The 16,173-nt window shown below is 62.0% G+C and carries 11 protein-coding genes; 7 read left to right on the forward strand and 4 right to left on the reverse strand.

Annotation, left to right across the window (positions count from 1 at the left end; all coding sequences use genetic code 11):
• Positions 1-155: 155 nt before the first annotated feature.
• Positions 156-1,835, reverse strand: a complete 1,680-nt coding sequence (locus APH44_RS13675; RefSeq protein WP_016488032.1) for an arylsulfatase — start codon at positions 1,833-1,835, stop codon at positions 156-158.
• Between the two features lie 200 nt (positions 1,836-2,035).
• Here APH44_RS13675 and APH44_RS13680 point away from each other — a divergent pair, with 200 nt between their 5' ends.
• Both APH44_RS13680 and APH44_RS13685 read left to right on the forward strand, forming a co-directional pair.
• Positions 2,036-4,372, forward strand: a complete 2,337-nt coding sequence (locus APH44_RS13680; RefSeq protein WP_024717426.1) for a tetratricopeptide repeat protein — start codon at positions 2,036-2,038, stop codon at positions 4,370-4,372.
• 71 nt (positions 4,373-4,443) lie between these two features.
• The gene (locus APH44_RS13685; protein WP_016488034.1) at positions 4,444-5,445 is read left to right on the forward strand and encodes an AraC family transcriptional regulator; all 1,002 of its coding nucleotides are present in this window, start codon (positions 4,444-4,446) and stop codon (positions 5,443-5,445) included.
• Between the two features lie 42 nt (positions 5,446-5,487).
• Here APH44_RS13685 and APH44_RS13690 read toward each other — a convergent pair whose 3' ends face one another.
• Positions 5,488-6,774 (reverse strand): OprD family porin, encoded by a 1,287-nt coding sequence (locus tag APH44_RS13690; protein ID WP_033734219.1) that lies wholly within the window; start codon positions 6,772-6,774, stop codon positions 5,488-5,490.
• A 120-nt stretch (positions 6,775-6,894) separates the two neighbouring features.
• On the reverse strand, positions 6,895-8,724 hold the full coding sequence (locus APH44_RS13695) for a sigma-54-dependent Fis family transcriptional regulator (RefSeq protein WP_054888283.1): 1,830 nt from the start codon (positions 8,722-8,724) through the stop codon (positions 6,895-6,897).
• Positions 8,725-9,054: 330 nt separating this feature from the next.
• On the opposite strand from APH44_RS13695, the gene pchA reads away from it, so the two are divergent.
• From pchA to APH44_RS13720, 5 genes are read left to right on the forward strand one after another with little or no spacing between them, the layout of a single operon-like run.
• Positions 9,055-10,533 carry a 4-hydroxybenzaldehyde dehydrogenase gene (pchA, locus tag APH44_RS13700; RefSeq protein ID WP_016488037.1) on the forward strand — a complete coding sequence of 493 codons (1,479 nt, stop codon included), beginning with the start codon at positions 9,055-9,057 and terminating at the stop codon, positions 10,531-10,533.
• A gap of 45 nt (positions 10,534-10,578) precedes the next feature.
• On the forward strand, positions 10,579-10,929 hold the full coding sequence (locus APH44_RS13705; RefSeq protein ID WP_016488038.1) for a cytochrome c: 351 nt from the start codon (positions 10,579-10,581) through the stop codon (positions 10,927-10,929).
• Positions 10,926-11,618: a hypothetical protein gene (locus tag APH44_RS13710; RefSeq protein ID WP_016488039.1), complete on the forward strand. Its 693-nt coding sequence runs from the start codon at positions 10,926-10,928 to the stop codon at positions 11,616-11,618. The genes APH44_RS13705 and APH44_RS13710 overlap by 4 nt, the downstream gene beginning before the upstream one ends.
• A gap of 14 nt (positions 11,619-11,632) precedes the next feature.
• Positions 11,633-13,201, forward strand: a complete 1,569-nt coding sequence (locus tag APH44_RS13715; protein ID WP_054888282.1) for an FAD-binding oxidoreductase — start codon at positions 11,633-11,635, stop codon at positions 13,199-13,201.
• Between the two features lie 55 nt (positions 13,202-13,256).
• Positions 13,257-13,628 (forward strand): cytochrome c family protein, encoded by a 372-nt coding sequence (locus APH44_RS13720; protein WP_016488041.1) that lies wholly within the window; start codon positions 13,257-13,259, stop codon positions 13,626-13,628.
• A gap of 52 nt (positions 13,629-13,680) precedes the next feature.
• Here APH44_RS13720 and betT read toward each other — a convergent pair whose 3' ends face one another.
• Complete coding sequence (gene betT / locus APH44_RS13725; RefSeq protein WP_016488042.1) at positions 13,681-15,936, reverse strand: choline BCCT transporter BetT; 2,256 nt, start codon at positions 15,934-15,936, stop codon at positions 13,681-13,683.
• Between the last annotated feature and the right edge of the window lie 237 nt (positions 15,937-16,173).

The following is a 16,173-nucleotide window of genomic DNA, read 5'->3' on the forward strand; positions in this document are numbered from 1 at the left end:
CACCTGCGCCGACCTGGAGCGCTTGCGCGCTGCCGGTTACACGGCACCTACAATGGTAGTCGAGCAAGGCGTGGCCCGCTACTGCGACTGGTTGCAAGGTCTTCAAAGACCGCCGCCTGCTCCAGTCAAGCAGGCAGCGTGATCGTGCTCAACGGCTACTTGAAACAGTATTCGTAGAGGCAAGTCTGGAACCCGTACTTGAGGTCGAACTTGCCATCGAGCACGTTGTTTTCCTTCGCGTACTGGTCCCACGCCACGAGCATTTCCTTCAGCTTGCCCGGCTCGGCCTGGGCCAGGTCGCGGCTTTCGGTCGGGTCGCTCTTGAGGTCGTACAGCTGCCACTGGGCGGTGCCGTAAGGTGGATTGACCAAGGTGATTTTCCAATGGCCCTTGCGCAGCGCCTTGCGGCCGAACAGTTCCCAGCCGATCTGACGCTGGGCCATGGCCCGACCTTCAAGCAATGGGCGCATGCTCTTGCCGCTGATGGCTTGCACCGGGCGACCTTGGAATGTCTTGCCCAGCGCCGGCACCCCCGCCAGGTCCAGCAAGGTTGGCATCAGGTCCATCACATGGACCATGTCGTTGTTGAGCGTGCCTTGCAGGTGGGCCTTCTTCAGCATTTTCGCGCTGATGATGGCTGGCGCGCGAATGCCGCCCTCGTTGGTGAACCCCTTGAACAGCGGATACGGCGTGGAGCTGACCTGGGCCCATTGTGCGCCATAGTCGGCATACGAGCCTTTGTGCCCGATGTTTTTCAGGCTGTTGTCGAAGTCCTTGGCCAGCCACTCCTTGTTGCCAGGCAGGTCGATCGGGCTATTGCCATCGGCACCGTTGTCAGAGATGAACACGATGAAGGTGTTGTCCAGCTTGCCGTTTTTCTCCAGGTACGTGAGCAGTCGGCCAATGTGGTAGTCCATGTTGGACACCATCGCCGCATAGATCTCCATGTTGCGCGCCTCACGCTGGCGCTGTTCATCGCTCAACTGGCCCCAGCTCGGCAGGCCCTTGGCCATGGGTGTGTTGGGCGTTGTGTTGGCCGCGACAATACCCAGCTGCTTCTGGCGCTCCAGGCGGGCCTGGCGGATCGAGTCGTAGCCGGCGTCATAACGGTGCTTGTACTTGTCCAGCCAAGCGTCTGGCGCATGCAGCGGCCAATGTGGCGCGGTGTAGGACAGTACGGCCATGAACGGCTTGTTGCTAGCTTTGTCGGCTTCGATGTAGTCGATTAGCCGATCGGTGTAGAACTCGCTGGAATAGAAGCCCTTGGGCACTTCCACCTGCTTGCCGTCTTCGCGGTAGATCGCCTTGGGGTCTTGGGCAATGATGGCGTGCTGGTCGTCGAAGTGGCTGGCACCGCCTTGCACCAGAATGAACGAGCGGTCGAAGCCGCGCGCCTTGGGGCTGGTCTCTTCGGTGCGACCCAGGTGCCATTTGCCGGTGGTGTAGGTGTTGTAACCTGCATCCTGAAGCACCTGGCCTACCGTAACCATGCGCTCGTTCAAATACCCTTCGTAGCCAGGCTGGCCTTTCTGGAACGGTTGCAGCAGCTCGCCCATGTTGCCCAGGCCCGCCACATGGCTGTCGGCGCCAGAGAACATCATTGCGCGGGTCGGCGAGCACGTGGGCGCCGTGTGGAAGTTGCTCAGGCGCACACCATCGCGCGCAAGTGAGTCAATGTTCGGGGTGCTGATTTCGCCACCAAAACTGCCCAGGTCGCTGTAGCCCAGGTCATCGGCGACGATGATCAGAAAGTTCGGGCGTTCATCTGCGGCCATGGCCGTGTGGCTGCATATGGCAACCATCAGAGCAAGCAGGCGTGTCTTAAACGAGCTCATGAAGCGTGTCCTCGGTTGTTATTATTGGTGTGCTTGCAAGTATGCGGATGGCCCGCCGCTCGCCGATAACGCTTCAGCGCAAGCGCTTATGCATCCGCGTGATTATTTGCCCCGAGGGCTAGGGCAGTGCCCGCTCGACGTTCATCATCCCCTTTATTTTCCGGGGGCGCGCACCCACTGGCAGGCAAGAGGTGGGGCACATGAAGCAAGCTCGTTGGCACGCAGCGAATGTCACCCGGGGGATGGCCCTGCTATGGCTGTGCGCATGGGCCGGCGGGCTGCTTGCCGCCCCGTCTCAACCGCCACAGCGCAAGCTGGACGACGGCTACGTCGACCCAGGCCAATGCCAGGCCTGCCATGCTTCACAGGCGCAACAGTGGTCCCAGTCACATCACAGCTGGTCGATGCGCAAGCCGACCGCGGACAATGTGCGGGGCGACTTCGCCGATCAGGCCTTTACGGACGCCGCCGGCGTAGAGGTGAGTTTCAGCACGCGCAATGGCACGTTTTACGTCAATGCCGAAAACGAACAGGGCCGACGCCAGGACTTCGCCGTGGCCTACACCTTCGGCGTTTATCCCCTGCAGCAATACCTGATCGAACGCCCTGGTGGTCGCTTGCAATCGTTGACCGTTGCCTGGGACAACCGCGCCAAGGCCGACGGTGGGCAGCGCTGGTTTTCGCTCTACCCCGGCCAGCGCTTCACCCCGGACGACGCCCTGCACTGGACCGGCCGCTCGCAGAATTGGAACGGCATGTGTGCCCAGTGCCACTCGGGCAACCTGAAAAAAGGCTACGACGCCAGCCAGGACAGCTTCGCCAGTACCTGGAGCGAGCTGTCGGTGGGTTGTCAGAGTTGCCATGGGCCGGGCGCTCAGCATCTGGCATGGGCCAAGTTGCCGACGGCGCAGCGCCAGCTCGCCAACAATGCCGGCGCACGCGGTTTGCAGGTGGACTTCGGGGCGCGAGCCAAGGGTTACGAAGTCGACCAGTGCGCCCGCTGTCACGCACAACAGGAAACCCTTGGTGTTGGCAGCCAGCCGGGTAAATCTCTGGTGGATAGTGCCTACCCTACCTTGTTGACCCCTGGCGCCTATCATGCCGATGGCCAGCAACAGGCTGAGGTGTTCGAGTATGGCTCCTTCGTGCAGAGCAAGATGTACGCCGCCGGCGTGACCTGCAGCGACTGCCACAACCCGCACACCGGCGAGTTGCCCGCCCAGGGCAATCAGTTGTGCGCCAGCTGCCACAACCCGCAGGGCAACCCGCGGTTCCCCACGCTGAAGAAGAAGGACTACGACAGCCACAGCCATCACTTTCATGAGCCTGGTAGCCCCGGCGCGCAATGCACCAACTGCCATGCGCCCGAACAGAACTACATGGTGATCGACGCACGCCGCGACCATAGCTTCCGCCTGCCAAGGCCCGACCTGACGCCGATCACCGGCGCGCCCAACGCCTGCACGCAATGCCACAAAGAGCGCTCGGCACAATGGGCCGCAAACGAGATCAGCCAGCGCTTCGGCCCGCTGCGTAGCGAGCATTATGGCCCGGTGATGCAAGGCGCCCGAGCGCACGATCCGCAAGCAATTGCCCTGGCCGCAAAGTTGGTCACCGACGCGACACGCCCGGCGATCGTCCGGGCTTCTGCCGCCGACGTCCTGAGCGGCGTCGAGGGGCCTGCGCTGGATTCGCTTGCCCTCGGGCTTGCCGATCAAGATCCACTGGTGCGCAGCAGCGTGGTGCGCGCCATGGCCAATGCCGACGATGCGCAACGCCTGCAACACTTGCCTGCCCTGCTTGATGACCCGGCACTGGCGGTACGCGATCAGGCGGCTCGCGCCTTGGCCGACCTGCAGGCGCAACTGCCGACCGCCCAACGTGACCGGCTCGGTCACCTGCTCCAGGACCACTTTGCGCGGCTCAGCGCCAACGCCGACTTGCCGGGCACGCGATTCAACCTGGCCAGCCTGCTGGCACGTCAAGGCAATGAGGCACAGGCACTGGATCAATATCACCAAGTCCTGCGCCAAGATCCGGACTTCACGCCCGCGCGCGCGGCACTTGCCAGGTTGCTGCTGACTCGCGGGCAATCCGACCAGGCCCTTGAAACACTACAGGCCGGCTTGCAACGCGGCGAGCAGCGCGCCGGCTTCAGCGAGCTGGCCTATGCCATGGGGCTGCTCCAGGCCGAGCGCCAGCAGCCCGAGCAGGCCATCGAGTGGCTGGAGAAAGCCCTGCCCGGCCAGCCGCTGAACCTGCGCCTGTATTACAACCTCGGCTTGCTGCGCAGCCAGCTCGGCCAACCTGAACAGGCGCGACGCGTGGTAGTGGCCGGGCTTGCTCACGCAGCGCAAGATAGGGATCTTTTGTATGCAGGCGCCTATCTGGATGCGCGGGCAGGCAACTGGGCCTCTGCATTCGCGTTCTTGCAGCGACTGTTGATGCTACAACCGCAGCACCCCGAGGCGCGTCGCCTGCTGGCTTATGTACAGCAGCAACAGCAGCGTACGCGCACCATGGGCGCGAATCGATGACCAGCGAAGCCGCGGCCAAGACTGAATACCACTGGATCAAACCAGACAGACAACAAATAAAGGTTACGGTGATGAATACGCCCCTTTACAGCGGCCTGCCCACTGCTGGCGACGCCCGCTCGGCCATTCCCTTTGCAGCCGAGCCCTTGCTGCGCTCGCGCAATGTCGAAGACGCCGAAGCCCTGCTCAACAACCACCTGGAGGAACGGCGGATTCGCCTCGGCGGGCGAGGCACGCTGGATATCGACTTCACCTTGCAGACCTTGCCGCAAATGAAGCTGTTCGGCGCGTGGTGGGGGCGCGAGGTTCGCGTGAGCTCAAGCCCGTTGAGCTGTTGGCATGGCATCCTGCCTTTGCACGGCGCGATCAGCAACCACCTCCAGGGCTTGCAGGCGAACGCGGGTGAGCTATTGGTGTTCAGCCCCGGGCAGGAAGTGGACGTCACCTGGCACGAAGGGACCAAGGCCATCGTCATTGCCTTGGATGCGGCCTTGCTGCTCAACCACCTGGAACGTCACCATCAGGTTCACCATGCCCAGAGCCCGACGCAGGCGTTGTTGTTCCAGGGTAATAACCCGGCCATGCGCAGCCTGGGCAACCTGCTGCGCATGGTCGACAGCGAAAGCGGCAACACCGCTGGCTTGCTAGCAACGCCCTTTGGCCAGTCCCACGTGCAGCACCTGTTTTGCGAAAACCTGCTGCACCTGCTGCCCAGCCTGTACAGCGAACCACCACGGCGCCTGTTGCCGGGCACCGTGAAACGGGTGGTCGATTTCATCCACGCCAATCTCGAACAGCCGCTTTGCATCACCCAACTGGTGACTGTCAGCGGCACCAGCCGACGCAGCCTGGAACAGGCGTTTCGCAACGGTTTGGGGACCAGCCCGCAACGCTACATCCAGCATTGCCGGCTACTGGCGATGCGCAAAGTGTTACTGGAGCACCAACCGGGTGAAGTACAGTTGTCGGCGCTGGCCTTCAAGTGGGGGTTTGCGCAACCCAGCCACTTTACCGCCGCCTACAAGCAAGCGTTTGGCGAGCTGCCCTCGCAAACGCTGGCCAGGTCAGATTGATGGGAAGGCCGCTGCAGGCGCAGCGGCCAGCTCGGCCAAGGCCTACCAGAATTTCCAGGTGTAGGTCGTGATCAAACGGTTCTCATCGTAGTCATTGCCATGCTTGAACTGCGCGTGGATGTTGCGCCACTCCACGGCCACGCCCTTGAGCGGGCCGCTCTGCACCACATAACTCAGAAACAGATCGCGCTCGTTTTCGGCGGTTTGGCTCAGGTCCCCACCGCGATCGATGCCCGTGCCGCGCAGGTAACGGGTGGTCAGGTTGAGGCCGGGTATGCCCATGGCCACGAAGTCATAGTCGTAACGCGCCTGCCATGAGCTTTCGTTGGGCCTGATGAAGGCCACGGCCGACCAATTGACCAGATACGGTTGCGGCACGAAGCCGTTCAACGTCGGGAACGCACTCTCGCCGAGCATGCGTTGATAGCCCACACCAAAGGCGTGGCCGGCTTTTCTCAAGGTGGTCATGGCGCCATAGGAGCGGTTATCGATCTTGCCGTACAGCGCGTCACCGTCTTCGTTGTGGTTGAAGTAACGCAGGTCGGTCTTCAGGCCGTAGCCTGCGCCCAGCTCGGTGTTCAGCGTCAGGCCCAGATAATGCTGCTGGTAGATACCCTCCAGCTGTCCATAAAAGTAGCTGGCAGCAAGGTTGGGGCTGAAGGCGTAGGTGGCGCCGGCGAAGTTCAGGCCATCGCTGGTATGACGGGGGCCGTTGGGGCGGGTGAACAGGTACAGCTTTTCACGGTTGGAGGATTCACGGGTGCTGATCCCGGTGAATCGCCCACCGGTCAGGGTGAGGTTGTCGATCTCGTTGGACTTGACCGTGAAACCATTGAAGGTCGTCACCAGTTGCCGGGAATCGTCCTGGAAGGCCACCGGCAAGGTCGGCCGATGCTCGCCGACCCTCAGCTCGGTCTTGGAATAGCGCACCTTGCCGGTCAGTGCCGCCCGGCCATATTCCCGGGCTTGCTCCCGTGAGCTCTGGCTGTAGGGCAAGACACTGTCAGGGCCACGACCTGAGCCGCCGTCCAGGCGATAGGCGTATTGCGCGGCGGCATCGACACCGAACGAGAGCGGGCCCTGGGTATAACCGGATGTGAAACGCAGATCCAGGCCCTGGCTCCAGCTGCCATCGCGAGAGGTTCTCGGGTTTTCGCCCTTGAAATCACGGTCTACGTAGAAGTTGCGCAGACCCAGGTTCAACTGGCTGTCTTCGACAAAGTCGGCTTGCGCGGCCAGGGGCATCATCACCCCGATCAGACCCACCGCCCTTAGATGTTTTCCAGCAGCGTACGCTGCGCGCGGCACAGTTGCGTGTTGACCGTTCATGGATGCCTCTAAACATTTTTATTGTTGTAGAGGTCCAGTATCCGCAGTCCGCTTACAAGCCGTTATCGCCTGCGCGTAACGACTAACTGCGCAGCGCAGAAAATCCGCCTTAATCCGCCGCTAGCTGCCCTTGAGCCGATAACTGACTTGCGCGCGGCTCATGCCCAGCATCTGTGCCGCCAGGGTGATGTTGCCGCCCGAGCGCTCCATGGCCAGATGCACCAGTTGCAGCTCGATATCTGCCAACGGTGTACTGAGCACCTTCTGGCTCCCGGCGACGAACGCCAGCAGCCCCTCCAATACCGGCTCTCGAATGTGCGCTGTGGGCTCGATTACCTGCCTGGCCGGCTCGTCACGGCGCTGCCCCCCGGACAAGCGCCCCTCAGGTGTCAGGCCAATCGCCGTGGCCATCAAGGGCGCGCCGATCTCGGCCAAGTGCACCAGGTCGATGACTTCGCCCTCACCGGCACTGATCACGCCCCGCTCGATCAGGTTCTGAAGTTCACGGATGTTCCCTGGGAACCGATACGTGAGCAGCGCGTTGACCAGCCGGGTGCTAAAGCCCGCAAGCCGACGCCCATGGCGCTGGCTGAAATGACGCAGGAAATAGCTCATCAGCAGCGGGATATCTTCACGGCGCTCCCGTAACGGTGGCAGGTGGATGGGAAACACGTTCAAGCGATAGAACAAATCCTCACGAAAACGCCCGGCCTCGACTTCGCGGCGCAGGTCCAGGTTGGTGGCGGCAATGACCCGCACATCGACCCGGATCGGCGCCGTGCCGCCTACCCGCTCGATTTCACCTTCCTGCAGGGCGCGCAGAATCTTGCTCTGGGCACTCAGGCTCAAGGTCGCGATTTCATCGAGAAACAACGTGCCACCATTGGCCCGCTCGAAACGCCCGGCACGCGAGCGGTCGGCACCAGTGTAGGCACCCCGTTCGACACCGAACAGCTCTGCTTCCACCAGGTTCTCCGGCAAGGTCGCGCAGTTGAGCGCCACCAACGGCCGCTGCTGGCGTGTGCTGGCTTGGTACAACGAGCGGGCGAACAGCTCCTTGCCAACGCCCGATTCCCCGGTCAGCAGCACGGTTGCCTGGGTCGAGGCCACGCGCTGCAGCATCTGCGTGGCGAGCACGAAAGCCGCCGAGATGCCCACCATTGGCTTGCCGTCGATAGGCGCCTCCAGCTCGGCTACCTCCGTGGCGCTACCTGAAGCATAAGTACTGCGGCTAAGGAAGTCGTCCGGCATCAGGTAGGCCAGATCGACGTCGATGTCGTCCCACTGATCGGCCGGCTTGCCTACAATCCGGCACGCCGGGTGCCCCATCGAGCGGCACTCCTGCTCACGGAACACGACCAGGCGACCGAGCAGTGACGAGGCATAGCCACTGGCATAGCCGATCTCCATCCAGCAGGCCGGTTCACCACCCAAGCCATAGGCCGCAATGTGCTCATCGTCTTCGAGCGAGTTGTGCCAAAGGAACTCGGAGTAGAAGTGGCCGACACCTGAATCGATTTCAAAGCGCACCACTTCGACATTGACCATCCCTTCAAGCATGTGCAGGCGCGGCCCTGCACTGTAGAGGCTGGCGTCATCACCCTCTGGCCATTGCGCGCTGACCTGGGCCGCGTCCCGCGCACCGGCCTGCCAGCCGATGCGCGTCAACAGGCCTCGCGCCTTATCGAACCCGAGCGCCTCGATCAGTTCGCGGCGCATGGCGCCGAACGCGGCGCCTTGCAGCAGCATCATGCGCTGGCCGCACATCCAGACGCTGCCTTCCTGCGGGGAAAATGCCACCGTCTCCGCCAACTGTTCTGCCGATGGCAGGCCACTGGCGCCAAACTGGCTGGCGCGGTCGACGATCAGGCGCTTCTGCTTGCCAAGCATCTGCTTGAAGAATTCTTCGTCGGCAGGACGACCGGGCTGGGTGGGTTTGGTAGGCGTCATGAGCAATCAGCAACGAACAAGTGAGTAGCTTGTGAGTATGCCGAGCCCTCGCGCCGGGTCAATGCGCGAGCGGTCGGCGTAAGCGCGTAGGCACTCGATCTGTCCGATAGCCGCACACCTTCTGTCTTTCTACAGGCTGACTTCGTCGATTTTTCTGCATGAATTTATGCAGGCTTCGTCGAAAATCATACAGTAACGACCGCTTGTCAGCGCCAGCTTTATCCCTCATCCCATTGAATTCATTGATGAATATATCTTTTCGAAGCATTGGCACGGTTGTTGTTATGCAGCGCAGGTGCACTTGATAAAAAAAATAGAGGTGACCTCCCTATGACGCTTTCCCACTCCCCTGCCTATCAAAACCTGCACTTGCAGCCCCTTGCCGGTGAATGGCGAGCCGGCAGCGCCGATCAATCGCTGGAGGTGTTCGACCCCTTCACGCAGAAGCGATTGCTGCAAATCACCCTGGCCAACCGCGAAGACCTCGATGCCGCCTACCGCAGGGCCCGCGAATGCCAGCTCGAGTGGGCGGCCAAAGGCCCCGCCGAGCGCAGCCAGGTCTTGCTCAATGCCGTGAAGATCTTTGACGACCGCCGTGAAGAAATTATCGACTGGATCATCAGCGAGTCAGGCAGCACGCGGATCAAGGCGCAAATCGAATGGGGCGCCGCACGCGCCATCACCCTCGAGTCGGCCAGCCTGCCAAGCCGCGTGCACGGGCGCATCATGGCGTCCAATGTGCCCGGCAAGGAAAGCCGCGTCTACCGGGTTCCCCTGGGCGTGATTGGCGTGATCAGCCCCTGGAACTTCCCCCTGCACCTGACCGCACGCTCCCTGGCACCTGCCCTGGCGTTAGGCAACGCCGTGGTGGTCAAGCCGGCCAGCGATACCCCGGTCACCGGCGGCCTGCTGCTTGCGCGAATCTTCGAGGAAGCCGGATTGCCGCCGGGTGTGCTCAGCGTGGTGGTGGGGGCCGGCGCGCAGATCGGAGACGCTTTCGTCGAGCATCCGGTGCCCGCGTTCATTTCCTTCACCGGCTCGACCCAAGTCGGGCGCAACATCGGCCGCATCGCCAGCGGCGGCGAGCACCTCAAGCACGTGGCGCTGGAGCTGGGCGGCAACAGCCCGTTCGTGGTCCTGGCTGATGCCGACGTCGAGCAGGCCGTCAATGCTGCCGTGGTGGGCAAGTTCCTGCACCAGGGGCAAATCTGCATGGCGATCAACCGCATCATCGTCGAGCAACCGTTGCTGGAGGCCTTCACCCAGCGCTTTGTCGAGCGGGTCAAGGCCCTGCCTTACGGCGACCCGAGCAACGCCAGCACGGTCATCGGGCCGGTGATCAACAGCAAGCAACTGGCGGGCCTGCAACAGAAGATCGTCACTGCCCACGCCGAAGGCGCCACCTTGCTGGTGGGTGGCGAGGCTCAAGGCAATGTGCTGCCGCCTCACGTCTTCGGCAACGTTACCGCCGACATGGACATCGCCCGTGAAGAAATCTTTGGCCCCCTGGTCGGCATTCAGGCTGCACGTGATGCCGAGCATGCCCTAACGCTTGCGAACAACAGCGAATACGGGCTCTCCAGCGCCGTCTTCACCTCCAGCCTGGAGCGCGGTGTGCAGTTCGCCCAACGCATCCACGCCGGCATGACCCACGTCAACGACATCCCGGTCAATGACGAACCCAACGCGCCATTCGGCGGCGAGAAGAACTCAGGTTTGGGGCGTTTCAATGGCGACTGGGCCATCGACGAATTCACCACCGACCACTGGATCACCCTGCAACACGTGCCCAGAGCGTACCCGTTCTGACCCGGCCCTTTGCCCATCCCACCTACAACAAGAATGGAGTACGAAATGTCTTCACTTCGCGACGGCTCCGTGATGAAACGGACATTGGCCGCCTGCTTCGCCCTGCCCTTGCTCGTGCTTGCCAATAACGCCGCTGCCGATGGCGATGGTGTTTGGAAAGGCGGCGAAAATGTCTACGCCAAGGTGTGTGGCCACTGCCACGAACACCAGGTCGGGCCGCAAATCACCGGCCGCCAGCTGCCGCCGGGGTACATCACTGCGATCGTGCGCAATGGTTTTCGCGCCATGCCCGCCTTCCCTGCCTCGTTCATCGACGACAACGCGCTGCAACAGGTTGCCGAGTACATCTCCACAGCATCCGCGCCTGCGCCCAACCCAGCCGGAGGCAAGCCATGAACGTCGAACGCCGATTCGTGCTCAAAGGCATGGCATTGTCCAGCCTTGCCGGTATTGCCATGAGCAGCGCAGGCATCAGCGCGGCCAACAGTGCCCTGGGCACACAACCACAACCGGCGCGTCCAACCCTGGTACTGGTCAGCAGCGCCGCCGCGCAGGCGGCTTTCCTCCAGGGCGTCAACGCAAGCCCCGCCGGCGAGCAGGTCAAGGTCCGGCGTACCGACCTCAGCCTGGACTTCATCCTTGGCTTTGAAAAACGCCTGCGTATCGCCACACCGCAACGCATCATCGGCCTGGTCGACGATGCCAGTGCCGCACTGATCGTCGACCTCGCGCGCAGCGCCGGTGCGCACGTGCAGTGGCTTGGCCAGCACCACGCCGCAGCCCACGCTTCACACCACCGCCTGCTCAGCGGCGAAACGGCCAGTGGCTGCGCCCCGCAACTCGGCCTGAGCCTGAACGCCTGCGGCGCAGGTTTCAGCCTTACCGAGCATCGCCTGCGCGGCCAGCAGCCCCCCCTGCGCGCGTCGGCTGCCGGCCGTGACAAAGGCGCCTCGGACCAATGGGCGGCCACACTCGGCTACGCCCTCGCCACCCTGGGCACCACGCACATCGGGCAAGCGCCTGTGGTCGACAACCGGTCGGCGGCGCTGACCGGTCATTTCGTTTCGTTTTCGATCGAGGCTTGAAGGAGCTGTAAGACATGACTGAGCAAAACACAACCACCCTGCTCCCGCGCGGCGTCGACCTCGCCAACTTCGATCAGGCCATTGCCAAGTTCCGGGCCCTGCTGGGCGATGAAAACGTCCTGATCAAGGACGATCAGCTGATCCCTTACACCAAGATCATGATGGCCGTGGACACCGCTGAGCACACCCCGTCCGCCGCCGTCACCGCCACCACCGTCGAGCAGGTGCAAGGCGTGGTAAAGATCTGCAACGAACACAAGATCCCGGTGTGGACCATCTCCACCGGGCGCAACTTCGGTTATGGCTCGGCGGCCCCAAGCCAGCGCGGCCAGGTCATTCTCGACCTGAAGAAGATGAACAAGATCCTCCATGTTGACCCGGAACTGTGCACGGCCCTGGTCGAGCCGGGCGTGACCTACCAGCAGTTGTACGACTATCTGCAGGAACACAAACTGCCGCTGATGCTGTCGTTCTCCGCACCGTCGGCCATCGCCGGGCCGCTGGGCAACACCATGGATCGCGGCGTGGGCTACACGCCCTACGGCGAGCACTTCCTGATGCAGTGCGGCATGGAAGTCGTGCTGGCCAATGGCGACGTGTACCGCACCGGCATGGGCGGAGTGAAAGGCGACAATGCCTGGCAGGTGTTCAAGTGGGGTTACGGCCCGACCCTAGACGGCATGTTCACCCAGGCCAACTATGGCATCTGTACCAAGATGGGCTTTTGGCTGATGCCCAAGCCTCCCGTGTTCCAGCCGTTCGAGATCAAGTTCGACAACGCCTCGGATATCGCCGAGATCGTCGAATTCATCCGCCCGCTGCGGATCGCCCAGGTCATTCCCAACTCGGTTGTCATCGCCGGTGTGCTTTGGGAGGCCGCCACCTGCAATACCCGGCGCGCCGACTACACCAACGAGCCGGGGGCGACGTCCGACGCTATCCTCAAACAGATCCAGAAAGACAAGAACCTCGGCGCCTGGAACGTCTATGCCGCGCTGTACGGTACCCAGGAACAGGTCGACGTCAACTGGAAGATCGTTACCGACGCCCTGAAGAAACTGGGCAAAGGCCGCATCTTCACCCAGCAGGAGGCCGGTGACACCCAGCCGTTCAAGTACCGTGCGCAGTTGATGTCCGGGGTGCCCAACCTGCAGGAATTCGGCCTGTACAACTGGCGTGGCGGCGGTGGCTCGATGTGGTTCGCGCCGGTGAGCCAGGCCCGAGGCAGCGAGTGCGACAAGCAGCAGGCACTGGCCAAGAAAACCCTCAACAAGCATGGGCTGGACTATGTCGGCGAGTTCATCGTCGGCTGGCGCGACATGCACCACGTCATCGATGTGCTGTACGACCGCAGCAACCCGGAAGAAACCCAGCGCGCCAATGCCTGCTTCGCCGAACTGCTAAATGTGTTCGAGCAGGAAGGCTACGCCGTCTACCGCGTCAACACGGCCTTCCAGGATCGCGTCGCGAACAGCTACGGCCCGGTCAAGCGCAAGCTCGAGCACACCCTCAAGCGTGCGTTGGACCCCAACAACATCCTCTCGCCAGGCAAGTCGGGCATCGACCTCGCCAACCCATTCTGAATGTTCTTGAAGCCCCGCCATACCTGACGTGGCGGTTAAATCCGAAGGAAATGAAATGAACCCTGCACAACTGCTGGTTGCCAGCGCCCTGCTCCTGGTCGCCCCCTTGACGCTGGCCGAGGGCGATGCCGCTCAAGGCAAGGCCCTTTTCGCCACGCAATGCGGTTTCTGCCACAGCACTGAACAGGGCAAGAACCTGATGGGCCCCAGCCTGCTAGGCGTGTTCGATCGCAGTAGCGGCCAGGCGCCCGCCTTCAACTACTCTGCCGCACTGCAAGCGGCCAAGCTGAAGTGGGATGACGCCAACCTGGATAAATGGCTGACCAAACCAGCGGAGCTGGTACCGGGCAACATGATGATGTACCCCGGGCAAGCTGACGCTCAGAGCCGTCAAAACCTCGTTGCCTACCTCAAGACACTGAAGTAAAACCAACCGCCAGCAGGGGCCTGGGCACCTGCTGGCGAACCGCATCGACGTATCAGCGCGGGCCCTGCCCGGATTCATCGGGCGCCTCAGGGGGCTGGTACTGCCTGGGTGTCAGAACAGAGGCAGTAGCGTTTTCACTTGAAAAGACCAGGAACGCCAGGTGGGTCTCATATCGATCGAGTACATCGTCGATGACCTGCTGTTTGGTCAGCCCCATCAGGTCATAGCCACCAGACCCGGTCTGTGTATACACCTCCAACCGATAATAGACATCGATCTCTCGCGTCATGCGGCCGCTGAACATGGGCACCGGCGCCTCGACGATGGCCACGTGGTAATGGAAATCGCGGAACGTATCCATCGAGACCCGCAGCAACGGCTCCTCGAAACCATGGCTGTTGACCACATTTTCCCGCATGACGTCATAGCCCTGATTGCGAAACTCAGCCGCGACCTCATCCAGTGCTGGCGCAACCATACGGTTGAGGAACTGAGTGGCCTGGCGCAGCGATGGGAATGCCCGCAAGTGCTCGAGCCGCTGCTTCCAGGAGCGCTCCGGGACATGCCCCCCGATAGCCGCCATGGAGGGGCGACGCAGCACTCTCCCCTCGCGCTCAGCGCGTTCCATGCGCAACACCTTGTAGAACGATGCCATCACCAGGTAAGCAATGATCGTCACCGGTAGCGCAAAGATCAGCGTGGCGTACTCCATCGTCTTGACCCCGCCCGCAACCAGCATCGCCACGGTGAGCATGGCCGTGAGCAATGCCCAGAAGATGCGCAGCCAGCTTGGCCCGTCGTGGGATGGGTCGGGAATCGAGGCAGAAAAATTCGACATCACCATTGCCCCGGAATTGGCGCTGGTGAGGTAGAACAAAAGACCTGATAGCGTCGCCAGGCCAATCAGGAACATTGGGGCCGGGAACATCTCCAGCAGTGCATACCAACCCCGTTCAGGGCTGTCCATCGCCAGTTGGGCAAACGCAGTGTTGCCCTGAAGTACCTGAAACAGTGCTGAATTGCCAAACAGCGAAACAATGATGAAATCGCACAGCACCGGCGCGGTCACTGCCGCCAGGACGAATTCGCGCAACGTGCGCCCCCGCGAAATCCGCGCCAGGAACACACCAACGAATGGCCCCCAGGCCAGCCAGAAGGCCCAGAAGAACAACGTCCAGCCCGCCATCCACCCGGCCCCATCGGGCGAGTAGCCGAAGGTTTGAAAGGTACGCGCGGGGAACGTGACGAGAAATTGCCCGATGTTCGACACCAGTGCGTTCAGCAGGAAGGCCGTCTGCCCGGTCAGCAGAATGTAGAGCATCATGGCCACGGCGCTCCACAGGTTCAGCTCGGCGATCCAGCGGATGCCACGGTCGACCCCGGAGGTGGTAGCCGCGATGGTCAGTGCCACCGCCCCCACTACTAGCAGGATCTGCAAGGTAAGGCCCTGCTCCAGACCAAAAATCAGCGCGAAACCCACGCTCAGCAGTACCACGCCGATGCCCATCGATGTGGCGACGCCAAACACGGTACCGACTAACGCGATGATGCTGATACCATCGCCCAACGGGCCGCGCACGCGTTTGCCAAACAGCGGATAGAGCGCGGCACGAATCGACAGCGGCATGTCCCATCGATAGGCAAAGTAACCCATGGCCATGCCCAGCAAGGCATACATCGCCCAACCCGCGATGCCGTAGTGAAACATGGTCCAGATCACTGCGTCCTGCATGGCCTCGGCAGTCCCGCCGGTGCCGCTGGGCGGGTGCAGATACTGCACGACCGGGCCGGTGACCGAATAGAACAGCATGTCTATCCCGACCCCTGCGGCAAACAGCATGGCGACCCACGTTACCAGCTTGTACTGCGGCCGCGAGTGGTCGGGGCCGATGCGCACGTCCCCCTCCTTGGAAAAGGCGACCCACAGCACGAACCCGATCACCAGGGTCATCGTCAGTACGTAGTACCAGCCGAGGTTCGTCGCGATCCAGTCGGTAGTCTGCTTCATTGCCACACGTGCAGCATCGGGCATGAGGATCGTGGTGATGGAAAACGCCAGTATCACTGCTGACGAAATCAACAGGACGCTCCAGTTGATATGCGCCTCACGATGCTCGATGAGTTCGTCATGGCCTTTGCTCAGGTCGCTGCGCGATACGGGGGTATCGTCATCGTCGCTCGGGCGCCTGGACAGGCGATCGGTACCGCCAAATTTGCTGCGCTCAAGCGCAGGGATCGATTTTACGCCTCCTGACGTGACCGGATCGACACCGTCGCGGTGCTGGTCTGAAGGGGGTTCGAAGGGCATGAGCTTTCTCCTGTTGCGTACTTCACTTCAACGCCTCCTGAGAGGGATAGGATGATCGGAGGCGCGGATTCTCTCTATTCTGATGGCACATGTGACTTCACTCAGGGTAGTCGCCCTGAAGGTAGATTCGGCAGGACTCATCGCGAAAAAGACTGCCGCGATGGCAGAGCGTCCTGCAGCAGCGAGTGCCAATTGAAAGCACTCCTCAAGATTTGGCCTGAGCCACCTTGCGTGGCT

The organism is Pseudomonas sp. NBRC 111143 (genome assembly GCF_001320965.1).
In the GTDB taxonomy this organism is placed as follows: domain Bacteria; phylum Pseudomonadota; class Gammaproteobacteria; order Pseudomonadales; family Pseudomonadaceae; genus Aquipseudomonas; species Aquipseudomonas machongensis.